The following is a 19,158-nucleotide window of genomic DNA, read 5'->3' on the forward strand; positions in this document are numbered from 1 at the left end:
GGACGGGTGCGGCAGGCGCGCGGCGATGCGGCCGGGCCCGGCGCTCAGCCCGCGGCGAGCCGGGTGGCCGCTTCGGCGATCCGCTCGTCGGTGGCGGTCAGCGCGATGCGCACATGCTCGGCGCCGGCCGGACCGTAGAAATCGCCGGGGGCGGCGAGGATGCCGCGTTCGGCCAGCCAGTCGAGGGTGTCGCGGCAGGGTTCGTCACGGCTGGACCACAGGTACAGGCCGGCCTCGGAATGGTCGATGCGGAACCCCGCGGCCAGCAGTGCGGTGCGCAGCGTGTCGCGGCGGGCGCGGTACCGCTCACGCTGCTGGTTCTCGTGGGTGTCGTCGCCGAGCGCGGCCGTCATCGCGGCCTGGATCGGGAACGGCACCATCATCCCGGAGTGCTTGCGCACCTCGAGCAGTTCGGCGATGAGTGCGGCGTCGCCGGTCACGAAACCCGCACGGTAGCTGGCCAGGTTCGACGTCTTCGACAGCGAGTGCACCGCGAGCAGACCGGTGTGGTCGCCGTCGCAGACCTCGGGATCGAGCACCGACACGGCCCGGCCTTCCCAGCTCAAACCCAGGTAGCACTCGTCGGAGGCGACGATGGCCCCGCGTTCGCGGGCGAACGCGACGACCTTGCGCAGATGCTCGACCCCGAGCACCTTGCCGGTCGGGTTCGACGGCGAGTTGAGGTAGATCAGCGCGGGTGACTGCGGGCCGAGCTGGGTCAGCCCATCCGCGCGGGCGATCCGAGTACCGGCCAGCAGGGCGCCGACCTCATAAGTCGGGTAGGCGACCTCGGGGATCACCACCAGGTCGTCGGCGCCGAGGCCGAGCAGCCGCGGCAGTCCGGCGATCAGCTCTTTGGTGCCGATCACCGGAAGTACGGCCGCCGGATCGATCCCGCTGATCCCGTACCGCCGCCGCAACGCCGCCACCGCGGCCGCACGCAGCGCGGGGGTGCCGTGCGTGGTCGGATAGCCGGGAACCTCGGCGACCGAATTCAGCGCCGCGCGGATCAGCGGATCGACCGGATCGACCGGCGTACCGACCGAGAGGTCGACGATCCCACCCGGATGCGCGGCGGCTTTCGCCTTGGCGCCCGCGATGGTGTCCCACGGGAAATCGGGAAGCAGCGAACTGACCCGCACCCGGGCCGCGTGACCGGTACTCGACAACCCAGCGCTCACTCAGCAGCCATGGGCGGCAGTTCCTTGATGAACGGCGGGTCGTAATCGACCTTGCCCACCTTGGTCGCGCCGCCGGGCGAACCCAGCTCGTCGAAGAAGTCCACGTTGGCGTTGATGTAGCCGCTCCACTGATCCGGGGTGTCGTCTTCGTAGAAGATCGCCTCGACGGGGCAAACCGGCTCACACGCACCACAGTCCACGCACTCGTCGGGTTGGATGTACAGCATGCGAGCGCCCTCGTAGATGCAATCCACGGGGCATTCCTCGATGCACGCCTTGTCCTTCACGTCAACGCACGGTTCAGCGATGATGTACGGCACTGCCGTTCTCCTAGTCTGTCCTCACCTCGGGGGTACTGCGCCCGGCACAAGTATCCCTGGCGCCTCACACGTTACCCTCGGTCAGCCTGCCCTAACTTCGAGCGGTGGCTCAGTGGATGGATAGTTCGAGTCCCGCCACGGGCCCACGACCCGCCGGAACACCATAGGTGGTGGTGCGTTCGCGGACCGGGCGGCCGATGCCCGCGGCGATCTCGGCGAGTTCGGCCACGGTCTTGGCCGACCCGTGTTGCGAGCCGGCCATGCGGGAGATGGTCTCCTCCATCAGCGTGCCACCGAGATCGTTGGCCCCGCTCTCCAGCATCACCCTGGTGCCGGTGGTGCCCAGTTTCACCCAGCTGGTCTGGATGTTGTCGATGCGCCCGTGCAGCATGATCCTGGCCAGCGCGTGCACCGCCCGATTGTCCCGGTTGGTCGGCCCCGGCCGCGCCGCGCCCGCCAGATACAGCGGGGCACTCTGATGCACGAACGGCAGCGGCACGAACTCGGTGAAACCGCCGGTGCGATCCTGGATATCGCGCAGCACCCGCAGGTGCCCGACCCAATGCTTCGGGTTGTCGACGTGGCCGTACATCATCGTCGAACTCGACCGGATCCCGACCTCGTGCGCGGTGGTGATGACGTCGATCCAGGCCGAGGCGGGCAGTTTGCCCTTGGTGAGCACCCAGCGCACCTCGTCGTCGAGGATTTCCGCGGCGGTTCCCGGAATGGTGTCGAGCCCGGCTTCCTGCAGCGCCACCAGCCAGTCGCGCACGCTCTGCCCGCCGCGCGAGGCGCCGTTGACGATCTCCATCGGCGAGAAGGCGTGCACATGCATCGACGGCACCCGCGCCTTCACCGCCCGCACCAGGTCCGCGTACCCGGTGACCGGCAGATCCGGATCGATGCCGCCCTGCATACACACCTCGGTGGCGCCGTCGACATGCGCCTCCCAGGCCCGGTCGGCGACCTCGTCGGTGCTCAGGGTGAACGCGTCGGCGTCGCCCTTGCGCTGGGCGAACGCGCAGAACCGGCAGCCGGTGTAGCAGATATTGGTGAAGTTGATATTGCGGTTCACCACGTAGGTGACCTCGTCGCCGCAGACCTCGCGGCGCAGGCCGTCCGCGAGTGCGGCGACCGCTTCCAGGTCGGCGCCGTCGGCGGTGGCCAGCGCCAGGTACTGCGCGTCGGACAGGCCGGCCGGATCGCGTTCGGCGGCGCGCAGCGCGTCGAGCACGTCGGCGTCGAGGCGTTCTGGGGTCGCGGCCAGGTCGCGGGCCTGTTCGCGCACGGTGTCCCAATCGCCGAAGGCGCTGCCCAGATCGCTGCGGGTATCGGTATTGCGGCCGTCGGTGTCGATGGCGGTGTTGAGGTCGACGCGCCCGGCCGACTCCCAGGATTCGTCGGGTTCCTGCCAGGGCAGTCCGACCGGCATGGTGTCCGGCCTGGCCAGGCCGGTTTCCGGATCGGTCAGCGCGGCCACGTGCGCCCCGATGCGCGGATCCACCCACGGGTTGCCCGCGAGCACGTACTTCGGATGCGCGGAGGTGCGTTCGACCAGCTCGAATCCGGCGGCGGCGGTGAGTTCGGCGAGGGTGTCGAGGTTGGGCCAGGGGCGTTCGGGGTTGACGTGATCGGGTGTCACCGGCGAAACCCCGCCCCAGTCGTCGATGCCCGCGCCGAGCAGCGCGGTGCACTCGGCCTGCGAGACCAGGTTCGGCGGGGCCTGCACGGGGACGTCGGGGCCGAGCAGCAGCCTGGTCACCGCGATGGTGGCCAGGAATTCGTCGATGTTCGCGTCGGGGGCGTCGCGCATGGCGGTGTCGTCTTTGGCGCGGAAGTTCTGCACGATGACTTCCTGGATATGCCCGAATGCCTTGTGCTGCTTGCGGATCGCCATGATCGACTCGGCCCGCTCGGCCATCGTCTCACCGATGCCGACCAGGATGCCGGTGGTGTAGGGCACCGAGAGCCGGCCCGCGTCGGTGATGGCGCGCAGCCGCACCGCCGGATCCTTGTCGGGACTGCCGTAATGGCAGTTGCCCTTCTCGGTGAACAACCTGGTCGCGGTGGTTTCCAGCATCATGCCCATGGACTGGGCCACCGGCTTGAGCCGCGAGATCTCCTCCCAGCTCATGACCCCTGGGTTCAGGTGCGGTAGCAGGCCGGTCTCCTCCAGCACCAGGATCGAGACCGCGCGCAGATAGTCGAGGGTGGAGTCGTAGCCGCGTTCATCGAGCCACTGGGCGGCCTCCGGCCAGCGGTCCTCCGGCCGATCACCGAGGGTGAACAGCGCCTCCTTGCAGCCCAGCTCCGCCCCGCGCCGCGCGATGTCGAGCACCTCATCCGGCTCCAGGAACATCCCCCGGCCCTCGGCGCGCAGCTTGCCGGGCACGGTGACGAAGGTGCAGTAGTGGCATTTGTCCCGGCACAGGTGGGTGAGCGGGATGAAGACATTGCGCGAATAGGTGATCGTCCGGGGCCTGCCCGCCGATTCCAGGCCTGCATCACGCACCCTGGCCGCGCTGCGGCACAGATCGGCGAGGTCGTCGCCGGTGGCGTGCAGCAAGACCGTGGCCTCGTCGACATTCAGGGTCACCCCGTCGCGGGCCCGGCGCAGGGCCCGGCGCATGGCCGATGAGCTCGGCGGTGGGGACGGAACGGTCGGCTCGGGTAGGTCGATCACGCCCTCGATCATGCGCCACACATCCGGAACTGTCTCCCTCCAGGCTTGTGAGCGTTGACAACTCCCCGGCCTCGCGGGCTATTCCAGCCACGGCGTGCCACGATGGCAATCATGTCGCAGCCGCGCACGATCATGGCCGAGCCGGCCTGGCGTCCGAGTCCCACAGCGAAACTGCTCTGGACCCTGCAATCGGTACTGGCCTGGCTCATCCCGCTGGTGGCGCTGCTGGTCTGGGCGGCCTTCGACTCGGCTCATCGTTCGCTGCAGGGCACGGCCACCGTGCTCGTCCTCGTGATCGCGGCGATCAGCATCGCCGTGGTGCCGTGGTGGCGCTACCGGGTGCATCGCTGGGAAGTCACCGATCAGGCGGTGTACACGCGGGTCGGCTGGCTGACCCAGGAGAGCCGGGTCGCGCCGATCTCGCGCATCCAGACCGTCGACACCGAACGCGGGCCACTGGAGCGTCTGCTGGGGCTGGCGACGGTCACCGTCACCACGGCGTCCTCGGCGGGCGCGGTGGAGATCAGCGGGCTGGAACAGCCGGTGGCCGAGCAGACGGTGACCCGGCTGACCGAGATCGCGGCGCTGCACCGCGGAGACGCGACATGAGCGCAGCACCCGGCGGTGGGCCCGGCGCCGACCAGTCGGGGCCGCAGGCCGAGCGACCGGAGCCGCAGGCCGAGCTATCTGGGCCGCAGGCCGAGCTCTCGGGGCCGCAGGCCGAGCTGCCCTGGCTGCGGCTGGACAAGCGGATGCTGCTGGTGCATCCGGTCGACGAAGTCGTCCGGTTCATCCCGGTGCTGCTCGGCACGCTGATCCTCGGCACCAGCAGCGGCAACCACGGGTGGAGCGTCATCCCGTTCGTCGCTATCGTCGGCTACGCGCTCACCCGCTGGTTCACCACCACCTACCGGGTCGGGCCGACCCACGTCGAACTGCGCACCGGCTTACTCCAGCGCAAGAAACTGGCGGTGCCGCGTTCCCGGATCCGGTCGGTGGATATCGAGGCCGACCTGCTGCACCGGATCCTCGGGCTCGCGGTACTGGCCATCGGCACCGGCCGGCACGCCGAATCCGGGGAGAAATTCCAGCTCGACGCCCTGGACGCGGACGTGGTGCCCGCGCTGCGCACCGAACTGCTCGCGCACACCAGGGATCCACACGTCGACGCCGACCGGCCCGAAGGTCCACCGCCGCAGGCCGAACTCGACGCCACCGGGCTCACCACCGACGCCGCCCGGGTGGATCGTGGCCGCGAGATCGGGCACTGGCGCGCGGCCTGGGTGCGCTACGCGCCGCTGTCGCTGACCGGTTTCGCCATCGTCGCGCCGATCGTCGGCGTCGGGTTCCAGTACGGCCTCGGCGAAGTGGTGTTCCGCTCGGACGCGGTGCATTCGGTCGAGGGTCGCGGCACGCTGCTGCTGATCCTGTTCGGACTCGGACTGCTGATCGCCGTCGTCCTGGTGACGAGCCTGGCCGCCTGCGCGCACTACCTCGCGACCTATTTCGGCCTACGGGTCACCGATAACGGCACCACCCTGCATCTGCGTTACGGCCTGTTCACCACCAGGCAGGTCACCCTCGATCTCGCGCGGTTCCGCGGTGCCACCGTCAACGAGCCGCTGCTGCTGCGCCTGGCCGGCGGTGCCGCGCTCGAGGCCATCATGACCGGGCAGAACCCGCGTCAGAAGATCCTGCCGCAGGCGCCGCGTGCCGCCGTCGACCACACTCTCGCGCACCTGCTGAGCCCGCATGCGGCGAAGTATCCGGCCGGGACCTCCCACGCCCGCGCCGCCGGGATGAGCGCTCCCGCGATCGTCGCGGCCGCGGCACCCGCGCGGGTGGAGCTCACCCCGCACGGCCCGGCCGCGCGGCGCCGCCGCTACACCCACGCCATGTGGCCGGTCCCCGTGGTCGCCGCCGTGCTGCTGCTCTCCGCTCTGACCGGTGCATCGATCTCCCCGTGGTGGTGGCTGCTTCCGGCCGCCCTGATCCCGCTCACCGCGGCCCTGGCCGAGGATCGCTACCGCGGCCTCGGACACGCCGTCCTCCCCGCCACCGCGACCGCCCCCACCTGGCTGATCACCCGCTCCGGTTCCCTCGACCGCGACCGCGACTGCCTGGAAGCGCCCGGCATCATCGGCTGGACCGTCCGCCAGACGTTCTGGCAACGCCGCGCCGGCCTGGCCACCGTCACCGCCGCCACCGCCGCAGGCAAAAAGCGCTACCACGTCATCGACCTACCGCTCGATCAGGCATGGGCTCTCATCGAGACGGTGACACCGGGCCGGCTGGGAACGAAATAGCCCGAGACTCAACATAATCGCGCTACCGTGCGGAGTAGCCGACCCACCTGAGTCCCCGATACGATGTGAGGGTCGACACAGCACACCGGAGGGGCAGTGGCTGTTTTCATCAGCTATCACAGCAGCAAGCGCGCTGTCGTCGAACATATGGCGAACTACTTTGCCCGCCACGACATCTCCACCTGGTACGCGCCGCGCGATGTTCCGCCCGGTTCGAGCTGGGATGAGGCTATTTCACACGCAATCCGAGAGTCCACCGCACTTGTTCTGTTGTTCTGCGCCTCCGCCGATTCCAGTGTTCACGTCAAGCGGGAGATCCATCTGGCCGACAAGGCCAAGATCCCGATCTACTGGGTCCGGTTGGAGAAGGTGCAGCCCGAACGACTCGGGTACTACTTGGCCCCGACCCAGTGGGTCGACTGGCTCGATCAACGTGACAGCACCCTCGACGCCCTCGTCGGCGACCTCAAACGTCCGTCGGTGGAAGGCCGTGCCCTCGAACCGAAACGGGGAGCCACCCCCCACGAGAACGAGACTGTCAACCCATGGCCTGCGACCACGATTGCCTTCGACAACGATCGGCTGGCTGCTGAAGCCGCAGCACACGTCTACTTCCGGATCGCACAGGATTCACCGGACCGAAGCCTTGTCCTGCCAACCGGCCGAACCGCCACACAGCTCTTCCGCGCAATGCACCGGACGGCACAGCAGTATGCACCGGATCCCTTCGGCGAGGCGAGAATCATCACCGACACGGAGACATTCGGTGTCTTCGAACGCCATCACACCTCGCGTACCAGGCATGTACTGGAGACGTTGATCGAACCACTCACCGAACGTGGGCTCGGGCCGCGCCCGGAGCAGCTGCATCTACTGTCCGGACAGATCACCGACCGCGATCCGCTGGTCCAGGCGCAGCGGGTGATTCGGGTGTGGCCACCGGCTGTCCACGCCCTCTCGATATCGCCGGCCGGTGAAGTACTCGGGTACGAGGTCGGGATGTACACCGATCCCGAGCACATCGTCGGTGACGGGTGCCGCATCGTCGAACTGACCGAACACGGGCGTAGGTATATCGATCCCAACCAACCCTCCAGATCCGTATTGACGATCGGACTCGCGGCGGCACTGGAATGTCCCGGGCTGATGGTGCTGGCACTGGACATGAGCAAGGCCAGAATCCTGCATCAGATGACACATCACCCGGAAACAGCGGGTGTGCCCGCAACTCTATTGCGCCGCAACACAACCGCGGCGATCGTGACCACACGATCGATCGCCGAGGCAGCAGCAATACGGGATTTCCGGACCCCGACATCGGCGGAAGAAGGTAGTGAATGGATTCTCGGCAGCTTCAACTGAAAGCGTCCCCCCGAATAGTGGTCGCCGGCATGGCCACCATCGATTACCTCTACGTGCTGGACAGTCATCCACTCGAAGACACCGAGAATCCGGTGCGACGACACTCGGTAGTCGTCGGCGGACCGGCCGGGCGGGGCGCCATCGCGGCTGCACGCCTCGGCATGGGCAACGTCCAGCTCAGTGCCATGTGTGGTGTGGGCGTGCACGCTGAAGTATTGCGGCAACAATTGGCGGAGGAGCCGATTGATACCACCTTTCACGAAACCGAGCAGCCCAGTCAGCATTCAAGCGTAATCCTGGCCGCGGACACCGGTAGCCGGACGACCATTTGGACCGCGCAGCCGCGGGCCGATGCGGCCATGCTGGCCTCACTACCCGGCCTGTTCGTCGGCGCCGATGTCGTCCTGCTGGACTGCACCGATCCGGTTCTGAGCAAGTCCGCGATTTCAACGTGCCGCGCGCTCGGCATTCCCACTGTGATCGACACCGGCGGGTACAAAGAGTCCAGCGAGGAATTCCTCGCCGACGTGGACTACATCGTCTCGCCCGAGAAGTTCTTCACGCGCAGGCATCCCGACCTCGATCTCCAGAGCAGTATGGCCAAGGCGTTCGCTGATTTCCAGCCGAAAGCGCTGGTATCGACTCGCGGGGCGGCGGGCGGTGTGTACCTGGATGGCAGGGGCACCGCCGAATACGACGCGCTGGCGGTCGATCCTGTCGATACCTGCGGCGCGGGCGACACTTTCCATGGCGCGTTCGCATGGGCGGTCGGCGCGGGCGCGGATATCGAGTGGACATTGCGGATTGCGGCGTGGTCGGCGGGGCGCAAGTGCGCGGTTTTCGGCAACGACGGCATTCCCGGGCGCGCGGAGCTGGCCGAATGGCTGAACGCCGGCAACGTCCGGGTCGGGGAACCATGAGCGCAGCCGACGATCCGGTATGGGCAAGGCTGACCGATCAGATCAGCTGGTACAGCACGAGGAGCTCGCAGGCTCAGCGCGCCTACCGTCGGGTGAAGTTCGGCCAGATCGTCGTGGGCTCGACCGTGCCGGTCCTCGCGGCGCTATCGGCCCCGGCGACGGTCACCGCGGCGGTCGCGGTGACCGTCGTCGTCGCCGAGGGCGCGCAGCAGCTGTTCCAGTGGCACACCAACTGGATGCTATATCGGTCCACTGCCGAAGCACTGAAACACGAGAAGTTCCTCTACCTCGCGAGTACCGGACCATATGCGGGTCCCGACGCTCGGGCAGTCCTCGCGGCGCGGGTGGAGAGTCTCGTATCCGACACCAACACCACATGGGCTGCTGAACACGAGCGGCAGGCTGGTAGCTCGGGCGGCCCGCCGGTGACGATTCCCGAGAGCCTCTGATTCTGGAGCCCGGGTCGGGTACCGACTGTGCGCGGTCGTCACCTCGACGGTGACGTTCGGGGCCGATTCGTCTGCAGATAGACATAGATCAGGGGTGGGGCCAGGCCGAACAGCATCAGCAGGAGGGTGCGGGCGTCGCTGCCGAGGGGGACGTCACCTCCCGGGCCGGAGCTCGCGGCGGCGAGGAACGACAGCGTCCACGCGACGATGGGGATGAGCATGACGATCGGGCGCGGGGAGACGGTGCGGGCGCCGAGCACCAGCAGTACGTTCACCACACCGGCGATGGGAGCCGCGATCGGGAAGGCGACGCTGCCCAGATACAGCGGCAGATAGAGCACCTCCAGAATCAGCGTGATCACCGCGTCGACGACCAGCGCGAGCATAATCAGCGCGCCGAGTGCGGCGTACACGGGCCGGGGCAGGCGCAGGCGGGACCGCGACGGGGCCGGCTTGCCCGCCTGGTCGTCCACGGTGGCCGTCACGCGACCGGCGGGTAGCCGAGCAGCGTCAGCAGATGGCTCTGCATATCGGCGAACGCGTACAGCACCGACATGTAGAGCTCGTGCTGCTGTTGCGCGCCGGGACGCAGGCTTTCCACGAATGCCACGATGGCGTTCTGGAGCTCCCAGTTGTACATGCGATCGAGTTTAGGCGGGCGCGGCGAACAGATCGTGCTCACGCCCATCCGGGCCGAGCGGCCCGCGGACGCCGCGGACCAGCACGAAATGTTCCTCCGGCAGCACCGGCTGGGCGATGTTGTTCGACAGCGCGAACTCGCTCCCGGACGGCGCCACCGTCACCTGCGTGGCGTGCGCGCGCAAGGCTTCCCGCTTGGCCGCCAACACGTCCGAGACGTCGACGGTGGTGGTGACGGTGCTGCTCGGCACGCAGGCCAGCTCGCCTTCGGCGGGCAGGCGCCACCCGGCGGGCAGCGCACCGGGCAGTCCGTCCACCGTCCGGCGGGCCAACGCCTCGGTGTGCAGTGCCAGCAGGTCGGCGTCGGTCACCGTCCAGTAGAACTTCGGTGTGTCCCAGCCACGTTCGGCCGCCGCATGCACCGCTTCGGTGGTGATCTGATGGGCCCGCACATGGTCGGGATGGCCGTAACCGCCCTCCGGGTCGTAGCCCACCACCACCCTTGGCCGCAGTTCGAGCACGATCTCGGTCAGCGCGTCGACCGCTTCCCGGCCCGACCGGACGAACGCGCGCGGATGCTCGGCGCTCGGGGTGCCCGCCATCCCGGAATCCCGCCAGCGTCCGGCGCCGCCGAGGAAACGCGGCGGCGCGGCGTCGAGCGCGGCCAGCGCCCTGGTGAGTTCGAGGATGCGGTAGCCGCCGAGCTGATCGGCGTGCTCGGCGCTCAGCTGCGCCCACTGCGCACCGATCACCTCGCCCTCTTCACCGAGGGTGCAGGTGACCACGGTGACCGGGATCCCCCGACGGCGATAGTGGGCGATGGTGCCGCCGGTGGTGATCGATTCGTCGTCCGGGTGCGCGTGCACCAGCAGCAGGCCGCCGGTACCGGTGGCAGGCCCGCTCATCCGACCCGCCGCCAGTTCGCCGCGTCGCCGAAGATGCCGACCTGGATGGCGCCGCTGAGCGAGGCGCCGTCCACGGACGGCCCCGAGGCCGCGACCACGTTGTCCTGCACGATCGGCAGTACCGTCGCCGCCGCCCACAGGCGTGGTTCGGCCTCGGCGAGCACCCGGGCGGTCTCGATGCCCACCAGCGCACCGTCGACGGCGGGCTGGGCGCCCGGATCGCAGATGCCCGACAGGTTGCTCGGCGCCAGCCGGACCACTTCGGCATCGGGGTCGGGATCGCCGTCCGGGCCGGGCGGTGTCACCGGCGGGCAGCCGTACCGGGAGGCCAGCACGGTGGCCGGGTCCGAACCCGCCACCTCCCAGCCGACGATGGCGTCGATGGTGCCCTCGACCAGCTCCTTGCCGTACAGCTCGTCACCGGCGACGCTGCGCACGCTGGCGTCGATACCCGCGCTGCGCAGCTGGTCGGCGGCGGTATGGGCGACGGCGAGCGCGGTGGGGTCGTTGGCGACGGCGCCGATCCGAATGGTCAGCGATTTGCCGTCCTTGGCCACCGGGCGCGGGCGCGGCGCGGGCGAGGTGGCCGAGACCACGGGCGGTGGTTCCGGGGCCCGCCCGTACCCGGATTCGGCGAGCAGGGCGAAGGCCTCGTCCTGACTCGGGCGCGGCGGCGCGGTCGGCACATAGCCGGGATCCGACGGCGAGAGCACCTGCGCGCGCACCGGTTCCACCCAGCCGCCGGTCTGCGCGCCGACGGTGGCCAGCAGCGCCGGATCGAGCAGGGCGAGCACCGCCGTGCGCACCCGCGGGTCCACCAGATCGCCGCTGCGGCCGTTCAACACGAATTGCAGTTCCCGCGCCTGCGGCATGATCGCCGTGCGCACCGACGGGATGGCCGCCAGCTGCGCCTGGGTCGCCACGCCGCCGTGCACCAGCGCCATCTGCGCGTCGCCGGTGCGCAGCGAATCCGCCACCTGCGCGGGAGTTCCGCCGCGGCGCAACAGGATCTGATCCGGCACCGCGGGCTTGCCCCAGTACCGGTCGTTGCGTTCGAGCAGGATCTCGTCCCGGCCCTGATCGGCGGATTTGATCTTGAAGCTGCCGCCGGACACCGCGATGCCCTCGGTCAGCGTGCGCTGGAAACCGCCCGGCGAATCCTTCACCAGATGTGAGGGCAGCAGATTCGCGAACAACTGCCGCCACGCCGGATACGGTGCCGCCATGGTGACGGTGACGGTCTTACCGCCCGCCGTCGACGCGACGTCGGAGATCAACCGGTAGCCCGCCGGATCCACCACGCCGGGCTGGGTGATCATCTGCCGCCACAGGAACCGGAAATCCTCGGCGGCGATCGGCGCACCGTCGGACCAGTTGGCCTGATTGCGCAGCTTGTAGGTGATGGTGAACGGTTCGTGCGAGGTCACCTCGGCCTGCTCGACCAGCGCCGAATCGGGCACCCACTGCGTGCCGCCGGGCACCGCGGGATCGGGCACCGGACGGAACGGGCTCGGCAGCACCATCGAGCTGACCGCCGCCGTCGCAGGCGACTGATCCGAGCGCAGATGCGGATTGAAGCCGATGCCGATGTCGTCGATGGCCACCACGACGGTGTTCTTGCCCGGCTCGGCCGGCGTCGTCTTCGGACTGTCGGTGCTCTCGATCGGCGGCGGCGGGTTCGCGGTGCACCCGGCGACCACCGGCAGCAACGCCGTCATCACAACCAGCATCGCGCGCCACATCGCGCGCCGTCGCGCCCCCGAATTCACCCTCGGCACTCTACCTCGCCATGTCGTGCTCGGCCGTGTACGCGAAACCGCCGAGCACGGGGCCCGGCGGTTTCGCGGCACGGCGTGGGATCTCGCCTGGTCGTCGGCCTACTGCGCGGCCGCGCGGTCGCGGGCCTTGCGCCGGGAGGTCTCCCTGGCCCGGTCGGTGGCGGACAGGGTCACCTTGCGCACCCGTACCACCTCGGGGGTGACCTCGACGCATTCGTCGGCGGCGCAGAACTCCATGGCGCCTTCGAGGTCGAGCTGCAGCGGCTTGGCCAGGGTCTCCATCACGTCGGCGGTGGAGGAGCGCATGTTGGTGAGCTTCTTCTCCCTGGTGACATTGATGTCGAGATCCTCGGCGCGCGGGTTGATGCCGACGACCATGCCCTCGTAGGTGTCCGCACCCGGCTCCACGAAGAACTGGCCGCGGTCGGCGAGCTGGATCATGGCGAACGGGGTGACGGTGCCCGCACGGTCGGAGACCAGCGAACCGGTGTGGCGCGCGCGGATCTCACCGGCCCACGGCGCGTAGCCGTGGAAGACGGCGTTGGCGATGCCGGTGCCGCGGGTCTCGGTGAGGAAATCGGTGCGGAAACCGATCAGGCCACGCGAGGGCACGATGAACTCCATCCGCACCCAGCCCGCGGCGTGGTTGTTCATCTGGACCATCTTGCCCTTGCGGGCGGCCAGCAGCTGGGTGATGGCGCCGAGGTACTCGTCGGGGCAGTCGATGGTGAGCTCTTCGTACGGCTCGTGCACCTTGCCGTCGACGGTCTTGGTGACCACCTGCGGCTTGCCGACGGTCAGCTCGAAGCCCTCGCGGCGCATCTGCTCGACCAGGATGGCCAGCGCCAGCTCACCACGGCCCTGCACCTCCCAGGCGTCGGGGCGGCCGATGTCGAGCACTCGCAGCGAGACGTTGCCGACCAGTTCCTGATCCAGCCGCGACTTGACCATGCGCGCGGTGAGCTTGTGCCCCTGCACCCGGCCGACCAGCGGCGAGGTGTTGGTGCCGATGGTCACCGAGATGGCGGGCTCGTCGACGCTGATGCGCGGCAGCGCCACCGGGTTGTCCGGGTCGGCCAGGGTGTCGCCGATCATGATGTCCGGGATGCCCGCGACGGCGACGATATCGCCGGCCACGGCCACCTCGCCCGGCTGACGCTCGACGCCGATGGTCTGCAGCAGCTCGGTGATCTTGACGTTCTTGACGCCGTCGGCGTGCATCCAGGCCACGTTCTGGCCCTTGCGCAGCTCGCCGTTGTGGATGCGCACCAGCGCGAGCCGGCCCAGGAAGGCCGAGGCGTCGAGGTTGGTGACGTGCGCCTGCAGCGGCGCGGTCGGATCGCCCTTGGGCGCCGGGATGTTCTCGAGCAGCACCTCGAACAGGGCGTCGAGGTTCTCCGCGTCGGGGGCCTGCCCGTTCTCGGGGGCCACCTTCGACGCCTTGCCCTCTCGGCCGGAGGCGTAGAGCACGGGCAGATCGAGGGCGAGTTCGGCGGCCTCGGCGGCGTCGTCGTCCAGGTCGGAGGCGAGGTCGAGCAGCAGATCGTGGCTCTCCTCGACGACCTCGGCGATCCGGGCGTCGGGGCGGTCGGTCTTGTTGACGACCAGGATCACCGGCAGCGAGGCGGCCAGCGCCTTACGCAGCACGAAACGGGTCTGGGGCAGCGGACCCTCGGAGGCGTCGACCAGCAGCACGACGCCGTCGACCATGGACAGGCCGCGCTCGACCTCACCGCCGAAGTCGGCGTGGCCGGGCGTATCGATGACGTTGATGACGGTCACGGAGCCGTCGGCGTTGTGCCGGTGCACCGCGGTGTTCTTGGCGAGAATGGTGATGCCCTTCTCGCGTTCCAGGTCGCCGGAGTCCATGACCCGGTCGACCAGCTCGGCCCGTTCGGCGAAGGCGCCGGATTGGCGCAGCATGGCGTCGACCAACGTCGTTTTACCGTGGTCGACGTGGGCCACGATGGCGACGTTGCGAAAATCGCGTGCAGACGACACGCTTGTTCCTCCTGCTGTTCGGTAGATGGTGGCGACGGTGCTCACTGTCCGGCGCCCCAAGGTTCCTGACGCTCGCGCTGTACTCGATGCCGGCGCGAGCGGGACCCTACGTGGTTACGCAAGCTGCCGCCTACGGGTCCTGACCCTCGCGCCGGGGCTCCCTGTACAAAACAGGTGGAGAATGGAACTCACCGGGCATCGCGGCCAGATACACCCTACCGGCACCCAGGTGCACCTGGGACTCCACATTCGACTAAGGGTAGGCTTACTCGCCATGGGCAAGGTCAAGGCAAAGAAGGTTTCGAGCCTCAAGCCGAAGAAGAAGTGCTGCCGCAAGAAGACGCGGTGCATCAAGTGCCCTGTGGTCATCATGCGGATGAAACGCCTGGAAGCGGCGGGTGTGACGGGGAAAGAGCTGAAGAAGGGCCTGAAGAAGGCGCGCGCCGCCTGATCCGTCAAGGGCCCGGAAGCGGCAGCGGAGCGTCACCATGCAGGGCCTCCGGAGCAGGCGAAATCGAACACCGCCTGATCCGGTCAAGGCCGGAAGCGGCAGCGGAGCGTCACCATGCAGGGCCTCCGGAGCAGGCGAAATCGAACACCGCCTGATCCTGCGAGGTTTCGTGGACTGCGCTCATGATCATGCGCAACCGGGGTACAACGAGACAATGACCACTACCCCATTACTGTCCGACGACGAGATATCGGCGGCCTTGACCTCACTGCCCGAATGGTCCCGCGAAGGGGATTCGATCAGCCGCACGATCAAAGCCGCGACGTTCCCCGCCGGGATCGAATTGGTGCGCCGGGTCGCCGTCGCGGCCGAGGCCGCCAACCATCATCCCGATATCGATATCCGCTGGCGCAATGTCACCTTCACCCTGTCCACGCACAGCGAGGGCGGGCTCACCGCGTCGGATGTGGCGCTGGCGCACGAGATAGATCGGCTGGCCGCGCAGTCCGAGTGAGCAGCCGCGGCGCGCAGATGATCCACACCAGCATCGCGAGCACGCCGGCGACGTCGACCGTCCCCAGCCAGGAGAGCACCCACGGCCGGGGAATGGTCCAGATCGAGTCCTGGAAGAACGACAGCACCCACGGCGCGCCGACCAGCGCGGTCACCAGCCAGTAGCCGGCGAAGACGCGCGCGCCCGGCACCTCGCGCAGCGGCCCGTACAGCAGCCACAGCACGGTCGGCAGCAGCCAGACCCAATGGTGTGACCACGAGATCGGCGAGATGAGCAATCCGAACAGCTGCACCATCAGCAGGGTGCCGAGCCGGTCGTCGGGCCCGAGCGTGCGCCAGGCCAGCAGCGCCAGCACCGCGACGAGCACGACCGAGGCCACCCACCACGGACCCGTCTCCACGTCGTAGCCGAGCAGCCGGCTCAGCGCGCCACGCAGCGACTGGTTCCACACCGATCCCACCGGCCCGATTCGGTCGGCGTCACCGAGCAGGGTGCCGAAGTAGCGCCGGGTCTCGCCCGCGGAGATGAGGAAGCTGAGCCCGACCGTCGCGCCGAAGACCGCCGCCGACCACGCCACCGTCGCCCAGCGCCTGCGCGCGAGAAAATACAGGCCGCTGATCGCGGGCGTCAGCTTGATACCCGCCACCACGCCGACCAGCGTGCCGGAGATCCACCACCGCGCACTGCGCACCGCGAGCATCACCGCGAGCACCAGGAAGACGTTGACCTGTCCGTAGTCCATGGTGGTTCGCACCGGCTCCAGCCAGAGTCCGATCGCGGTCCAGGTGATCGACGCCGTGCGCCAGCCCGGCTGCTGCGCGGTCTCGGCGCCGAGAATCAGTTCCAGCGCGATACGCACGATGGCGTACAGCGCTGCCGCGATGGCCAGCAGCCAGGCGATCGCGACCACCGTGAAGGGCAGATAGTGCAGCGGGAAGAACACGACGGCGGCGAACGGCGGATAGGTGAACGGCAGCGGGAAATCCGGGGTCTTCTCCGCGTAGGTGAAGTCGTAGAGCTTGTCGGTGAGCAGGGCCGCCGAGCCGTCGACGTAGACGTGCAGGTCCACCAGGTTCATGCCGTTCGGCGCGAACAGCATCCACAGCAGCCGGGCGAGCACGCTGGCGGCCAGCGCGGCCACGGCCCAGCGGGTGTGGGTGGCCCAGCGATGCGGTGCGGCCGATCGGGCGGGCACGACCGGCGGGCATGCGTCCGTCCGAGCGCTCTGCTGGTTCAAATGCGGGACTTTCGATTCGGGCCGGGGCCGGCCGGATCGCGTCGTTCGGGCGATTCGGCGGCCTGGAATGGAAGGCTCCGACTACATTAACCGCAGTGCGGGCGGTGACCACGCTGCCCTGGCATACACATCCCCCGAACCACAAGTAACATTTGCATCAACTTTCACACCAGTAACACTGAACGGCGCTACCTTCTGATAACACGTTCGTCCACGGTGCGCATTTCCGGCACCGCTGCTGTACAACATGCGGCGTTGTCCTTAGAGTGACCCCCGAAACGACGGCTTTTCAGCGTCGACCAGATGTACCCGAGGTAAGGACGGCAAGACCAGTGCTTCGCACCCGAGGATCGCGGATCGCCTTGTCCGCGCTCGCCATTGCGGCGAGCGCCATGCTCGCCGCGCCCGCGACAACCGTCGCGGCCCCGGCGCCCGCCGCGGCGCCGAACAGCGTCCCGATGGTTCCCGAGGGCGTTCCGGTGGACGCGCTCGCCGCCCTGACGCCTGCCATCGTGGGCCAGATCGCGGCCGCCGAGACCGCGAGCCCCCAGGCCGCCCTGCTGGAGCAGGCCAAAGCCCTGCTGGCCACCCTGAATCTGCCGCCGCAGATCAAGTCGACGCTGGAACGCATCATCAAGTTCCTCGACGGCAGCGGCGGCGGTGGCCCCGACCTACCGGAGCAGGGCCCGGCCATCGCGCAGTTCCTGTACCCGACCATCGGTAAGGGCTGCATCTCCGATTCCGCCGACTCGGTCGGCACCGCGCTCGCGGTGCCCGGCCCGGCCCAGCTGCCCCCGCCCGGGCCTGCGGCAGGCCAGACCGGGTTCGTGTTCACCGCGCTCGGCACCAAGTCGCCGACCGATGTGCAGAACCCGCCGATGACGGTGCAGTGGCTCAACCTCGACACCCGCCAGTCCGGTGTCCAGGCGCTGACCAACGAGGCCAAGATCAACCCGGACGGCCCGGCCACCCTGTCGGCCATCGCGAACACCGGCTCCGGCCGCATCGTCGCGGTGATCGGCGGTTCGCTGACCACGCAGGCCGCCGACGCAGCGCCGCGCACCTGCAACTTCCTGCCGACGCTTGGCTTCTTCACCGTCGGCTGATCCGCCTCTCCCCGTTTTTGCCGGGAGTTGGGAGCCGGGCTGGTAACTCACCGGGCCGCCGGTTGGTACGCACCAAGTTTTGGGCGTACCCGGTGAGTTACCCGCATCTCGCGAATTCAGTTGTTGCGTAAGCAAGCGGAACAACTGGTTCGCTGTGATGCCATTCGCGAAATCACGCTGGTGTTCTCCCCCGCAGCGCCGCGCCGCTGTGGTAGACCGAACCCATGGCGACTGTCGAACGTTCGATGAAGTCCCGCGATTCGGTCCGCAGCCGGCGTTCGCGCCGGTCGATTCTGTCCATCCGCTCCGAAGGTTCGATCCTGTCCATCGGCTCGGCGTATTCGATCCTGTCCATCGGCAGTGTGGGATCGATCCTGTCGATCGGCTCGGTGGGATCGTTCGCCTCGGTGATCTCCTCGGGATCCTTCGCCAGCCTCGGTTCGGCGCTGTCGGGGCTGTCGCGGTGGTCGCTGCTGTCTTGGATGGGCAACCATGAGGCCCCGGAGTCCAGGCCGATGCTGCGGGTGGTCCCCGATGACGAGCCGGATCTGCGGGTCGACCCGGCCTGCCACTGCCAGACCTGAGGCCTACCAGGCTCCGTATTCGGCGGTGAGGATGTTGTTGAGATCGACGCCGACGCCGTCGATGGCGCGGTCGTCGATCTCGAACTGATGCAGATGCGCCGCCGGGTTCACATAACCCTCCGGCGTGCCCCAATCGTGCTGCCAGTACCAGGATCCCAGGCCCGCGGCGACGGCGAGATCAATGGTGGGCGAGTTCGCGTAGACGCCGGTGTTCTCCCGGCCGAGCACAGCGTGCCAGCCGAGCAGGTAGGGCGCGATCATGGTGGCGAAATCGGCGGCGGAGGGGTTGTCGTCGATCGAGGCGTAGATCGGCACACCTTCCGGTCCGCCGGCCGCCAGATGCAGTTCCAGGCCGCGTTCGGCGTGCCGCTTGCCGGCTTCCAGACCACCGCGCCAGTCGGCGGTCGGGCCCTTGCCGAACTGGTAGCACGACACGATCGTCAGCCCGGCCGCGTTGAGATCTTCGACCTCCGCGGCGAGCAGTGGTTTGCCCGCCATCCATTCGGCGCCGGGACGGCGGTCGGAGACGTAGCGGATGACGCCGGTATGGCCGGCGTCGCGGATGGCGGCCGCCGACGGTACTCCGGCGGCGTAATCGACGAGGGTGCCGAGCGATTCGGCGCGCGCACGCGGCAGGCTCGCGGTGGCGCCGATCGAGCCGACCACGGCCGCGGCAGCCGCGTAGCCGAACAGCTCACGCCGGGACAGAGACGAACGCATCA

19 protein-coding genes are annotated in these 19,158 nt (G+C 68.6%); 9 read left to right on the forward strand and 10 right to left on the reverse strand.

What is annotated here, in order from left to right; genetic code table 11:
• Nucleotides 1-44: 44 nt before the first annotated feature.
• The 3 genes from dapC to AC4HOU_RS17690 form a co-directional block, all read right to left on the reverse strand.
• Entirely contained in the window at nt 45-1,142 is a 1,098-nt protein-coding gene (gene dapC, locus AC4HOU_RS17680; RefSeq protein ID WP_490724850.1) for a succinyldiaminopimelate transaminase, read from the reverse strand.
• Between the two features lie 35 nt (nt 1,143-1,177).
• Nucleotides 1,178-1,501, reverse strand: coding sequence for a ferredoxin (gene fdxA / locus AC4HOU_RS17685; RefSeq protein WP_014352705.1), 324 nt, complete (start codon nt 1,499-1,501; stop codon nt 1,178-1,180).
• A 109-nt stretch (nt 1,502-1,610) separates the two neighbouring features.
• Complete coding sequence (locus AC4HOU_RS17690; RefSeq protein WP_490724775.1) at nt 1,611-4,196, reverse strand: bifunctional FO biosynthesis protein CofGH; 2,586 nt, start codon at nt 4,194-4,196, stop codon at nt 1,611-1,613.
• A 99-nt stretch (nt 4,197-4,295) separates the two neighbouring features.
• Between AC4HOU_RS17690 and AC4HOU_RS17695 the strand changes: the two genes are divergently transcribed.
• From AC4HOU_RS17695 to AC4HOU_RS17715, 5 genes are all read left to right on the forward strand, one after another.
• Nucleotides 4,296-4,793 (forward strand): PH domain-containing protein, encoded by a 498-nt coding sequence (locus AC4HOU_RS17695; protein ID WP_195019943.1) that lies wholly within the window; start codon nt 4,296-4,298, stop codon nt 4,791-4,793.
• Nucleotides 4,790-6,490, forward strand: coding sequence for a PH domain-containing protein (locus tag AC4HOU_RS17700; RefSeq protein ID WP_490724776.1), 1,701 nt, complete (start codon nt 4,790-4,792; stop codon nt 6,488-6,490). The genes AC4HOU_RS17695 and AC4HOU_RS17700 overlap by 4 nt, the downstream gene beginning before the upstream one ends.
• A gap of 96 nt (nt 6,491-6,586) precedes the next feature.
• Nucleotides 6,587-7,852, forward strand: a complete 1,266-nt coding sequence (locus AC4HOU_RS17705) for a TIR domain-containing protein (protein WP_490724777.1) — start codon at nt 6,587-6,589, stop codon at nt 7,850-7,852.
• Nucleotides 7,828-8,772: a PfkB family carbohydrate kinase gene (locus AC4HOU_RS17710; RefSeq protein ID WP_267469612.1), complete on the forward strand. Its 945-nt coding sequence runs from the start codon at nt 7,828-7,830 to the stop codon at nt 8,770-8,772. The genes AC4HOU_RS17705 and AC4HOU_RS17710 overlap by 25 nt, the downstream gene beginning before the upstream one ends.
• On the forward strand, nt 8,769-9,221 hold the full coding sequence (locus tag AC4HOU_RS17715; protein ID WP_163809163.1) for a DUF4231 domain-containing protein: 453 nt from the start codon (nt 8,769-8,771) through the stop codon (nt 9,219-9,221). Before AC4HOU_RS17710 ends, AC4HOU_RS17715 begins: the two co-directional genes overlap by 4 nt.
• Before the next feature lie 38 nt (nt 9,222-9,259).
• Here the strand turns inward: AC4HOU_RS17715 and AC4HOU_RS17720 are convergent, their stop codons facing one another.
• From AC4HOU_RS17720 to typA, 5 genes are all read right to left on the reverse strand, one after another.
• Nucleotides 9,260-9,706, reverse strand: a complete 447-nt coding sequence (locus AC4HOU_RS17720; protein ID WP_194990329.1) for a hypothetical protein — start codon at nt 9,704-9,706, stop codon at nt 9,260-9,262.
• The gene (locus tag AC4HOU_RS17725; protein ID WP_014352710.1) at nt 9,703-9,861 is read right to left on the reverse strand and encodes a hypothetical protein; all 159 of its coding nucleotides are present in this window, start codon (nt 9,859-9,861) and stop codon (nt 9,703-9,705) included. Before AC4HOU_RS17725 ends, AC4HOU_RS17720 begins: the two co-directional genes overlap by 4 nt.
• 10 nt (nt 9,862-9,871) lie before the next feature.
• Nucleotides 9,872-10,765, reverse strand: a complete 894-nt coding sequence (gene mshB / locus AC4HOU_RS17730) for an N-acetyl-1-D-myo-inositol-2-amino-2-deoxy-alpha-D-glucopyranoside deacetylase (RefSeq protein WP_490724778.1) — start codon at nt 10,763-10,765, stop codon at nt 9,872-9,874.
• Nucleotides 10,762-12,507: an ABC transporter family substrate-binding protein gene (locus AC4HOU_RS17735; RefSeq protein ID WP_163809883.1), complete on the reverse strand. Its 1,746-nt coding sequence runs from the start codon at nt 12,505-12,507 to the stop codon at nt 10,762-10,764. Before AC4HOU_RS17735 ends, mshB begins: the two co-directional genes overlap by 4 nt.
• Nucleotides 12,508-12,642: 135 nt before the next feature.
• Nucleotides 12,643-14,544: a translational GTPase TypA gene (gene typA, locus AC4HOU_RS17740; protein ID WP_163809158.1), complete on the reverse strand. Its 1,902-nt coding sequence runs from the start codon at nt 14,542-14,544 to the stop codon at nt 12,643-12,645.
• A 274-nt stretch (nt 14,545-14,818) separates the two neighbouring features.
• Between typA and AC4HOU_RS17745 the strand changes: the two genes are divergently transcribed.
• Both AC4HOU_RS17745 and AC4HOU_RS17750 read left to right on the forward strand, forming a co-directional pair.
• Nucleotides 14,819-14,995: a hypothetical protein gene (locus AC4HOU_RS17745; RefSeq protein WP_085996247.1), complete on the forward strand. Its 177-nt coding sequence runs from the start codon at nt 14,819-14,821 to the stop codon at nt 14,993-14,995.
• A gap of 214 nt (nt 14,996-15,209) precedes the next feature.
• Nucleotides 15,210-15,509: a 4a-hydroxytetrahydrobiopterin dehydratase gene (locus AC4HOU_RS17750; protein ID WP_194990327.1), complete on the forward strand. Its 300-nt coding sequence runs from the start codon at nt 15,210-15,212 to the stop codon at nt 15,507-15,509.
• On the opposite strand, the gene AC4HOU_RS17755 is transcribed toward AC4HOU_RS17750, so the two are convergent.
• Nucleotides 15,448-16,704 (reverse strand): mannosyltransferase, encoded by a 1,257-nt coding sequence (locus tag AC4HOU_RS17755; protein WP_163809153.1) that lies wholly within the window; start codon nt 16,702-16,704, stop codon nt 15,448-15,450. The genes AC4HOU_RS17750 and AC4HOU_RS17755 overlap by 62 nt on opposite strands.
• 374 nt (nt 16,705-17,078) lie before the next feature.
• Here AC4HOU_RS17755 and AC4HOU_RS17760 point away from each other — a divergent pair, with 374 nt between their 5' ends.
• Nucleotides 17,079-17,852, forward strand: coding sequence for an Rv1157c family protein (locus AC4HOU_RS17760; protein ID WP_490724779.1), 774 nt, complete (start codon nt 17,079-17,081; stop codon nt 17,850-17,852).
• A gap of 224 nt (nt 17,853-18,076) precedes the next feature.
• Nucleotides 18,077-18,436 (forward strand): hypothetical protein, encoded by a 360-nt coding sequence (locus AC4HOU_RS17765; protein WP_163809149.1) that lies wholly within the window; start codon nt 18,077-18,079, stop codon nt 18,434-18,436.
• A gap of 3 nt (nt 18,437-18,439) precedes the next feature.
• Here the strand turns inward: AC4HOU_RS17765 and AC4HOU_RS17770 are convergent, their stop codons facing one another.
• The gene (locus AC4HOU_RS17770; protein ID WP_163809147.1) at nt 18,440-19,156 is read right to left on the reverse strand and encodes a DUF1906 domain-containing protein; all 717 of its coding nucleotides are present in this window, start codon (nt 19,154-19,156) and stop codon (nt 18,440-18,442) included.
• Between the last annotated feature and the right edge of the window lie 2 nt (nt 19,157-19,158).

The organism is Nocardia sp. JCM 38205 (genome assembly GCF_058222935.1).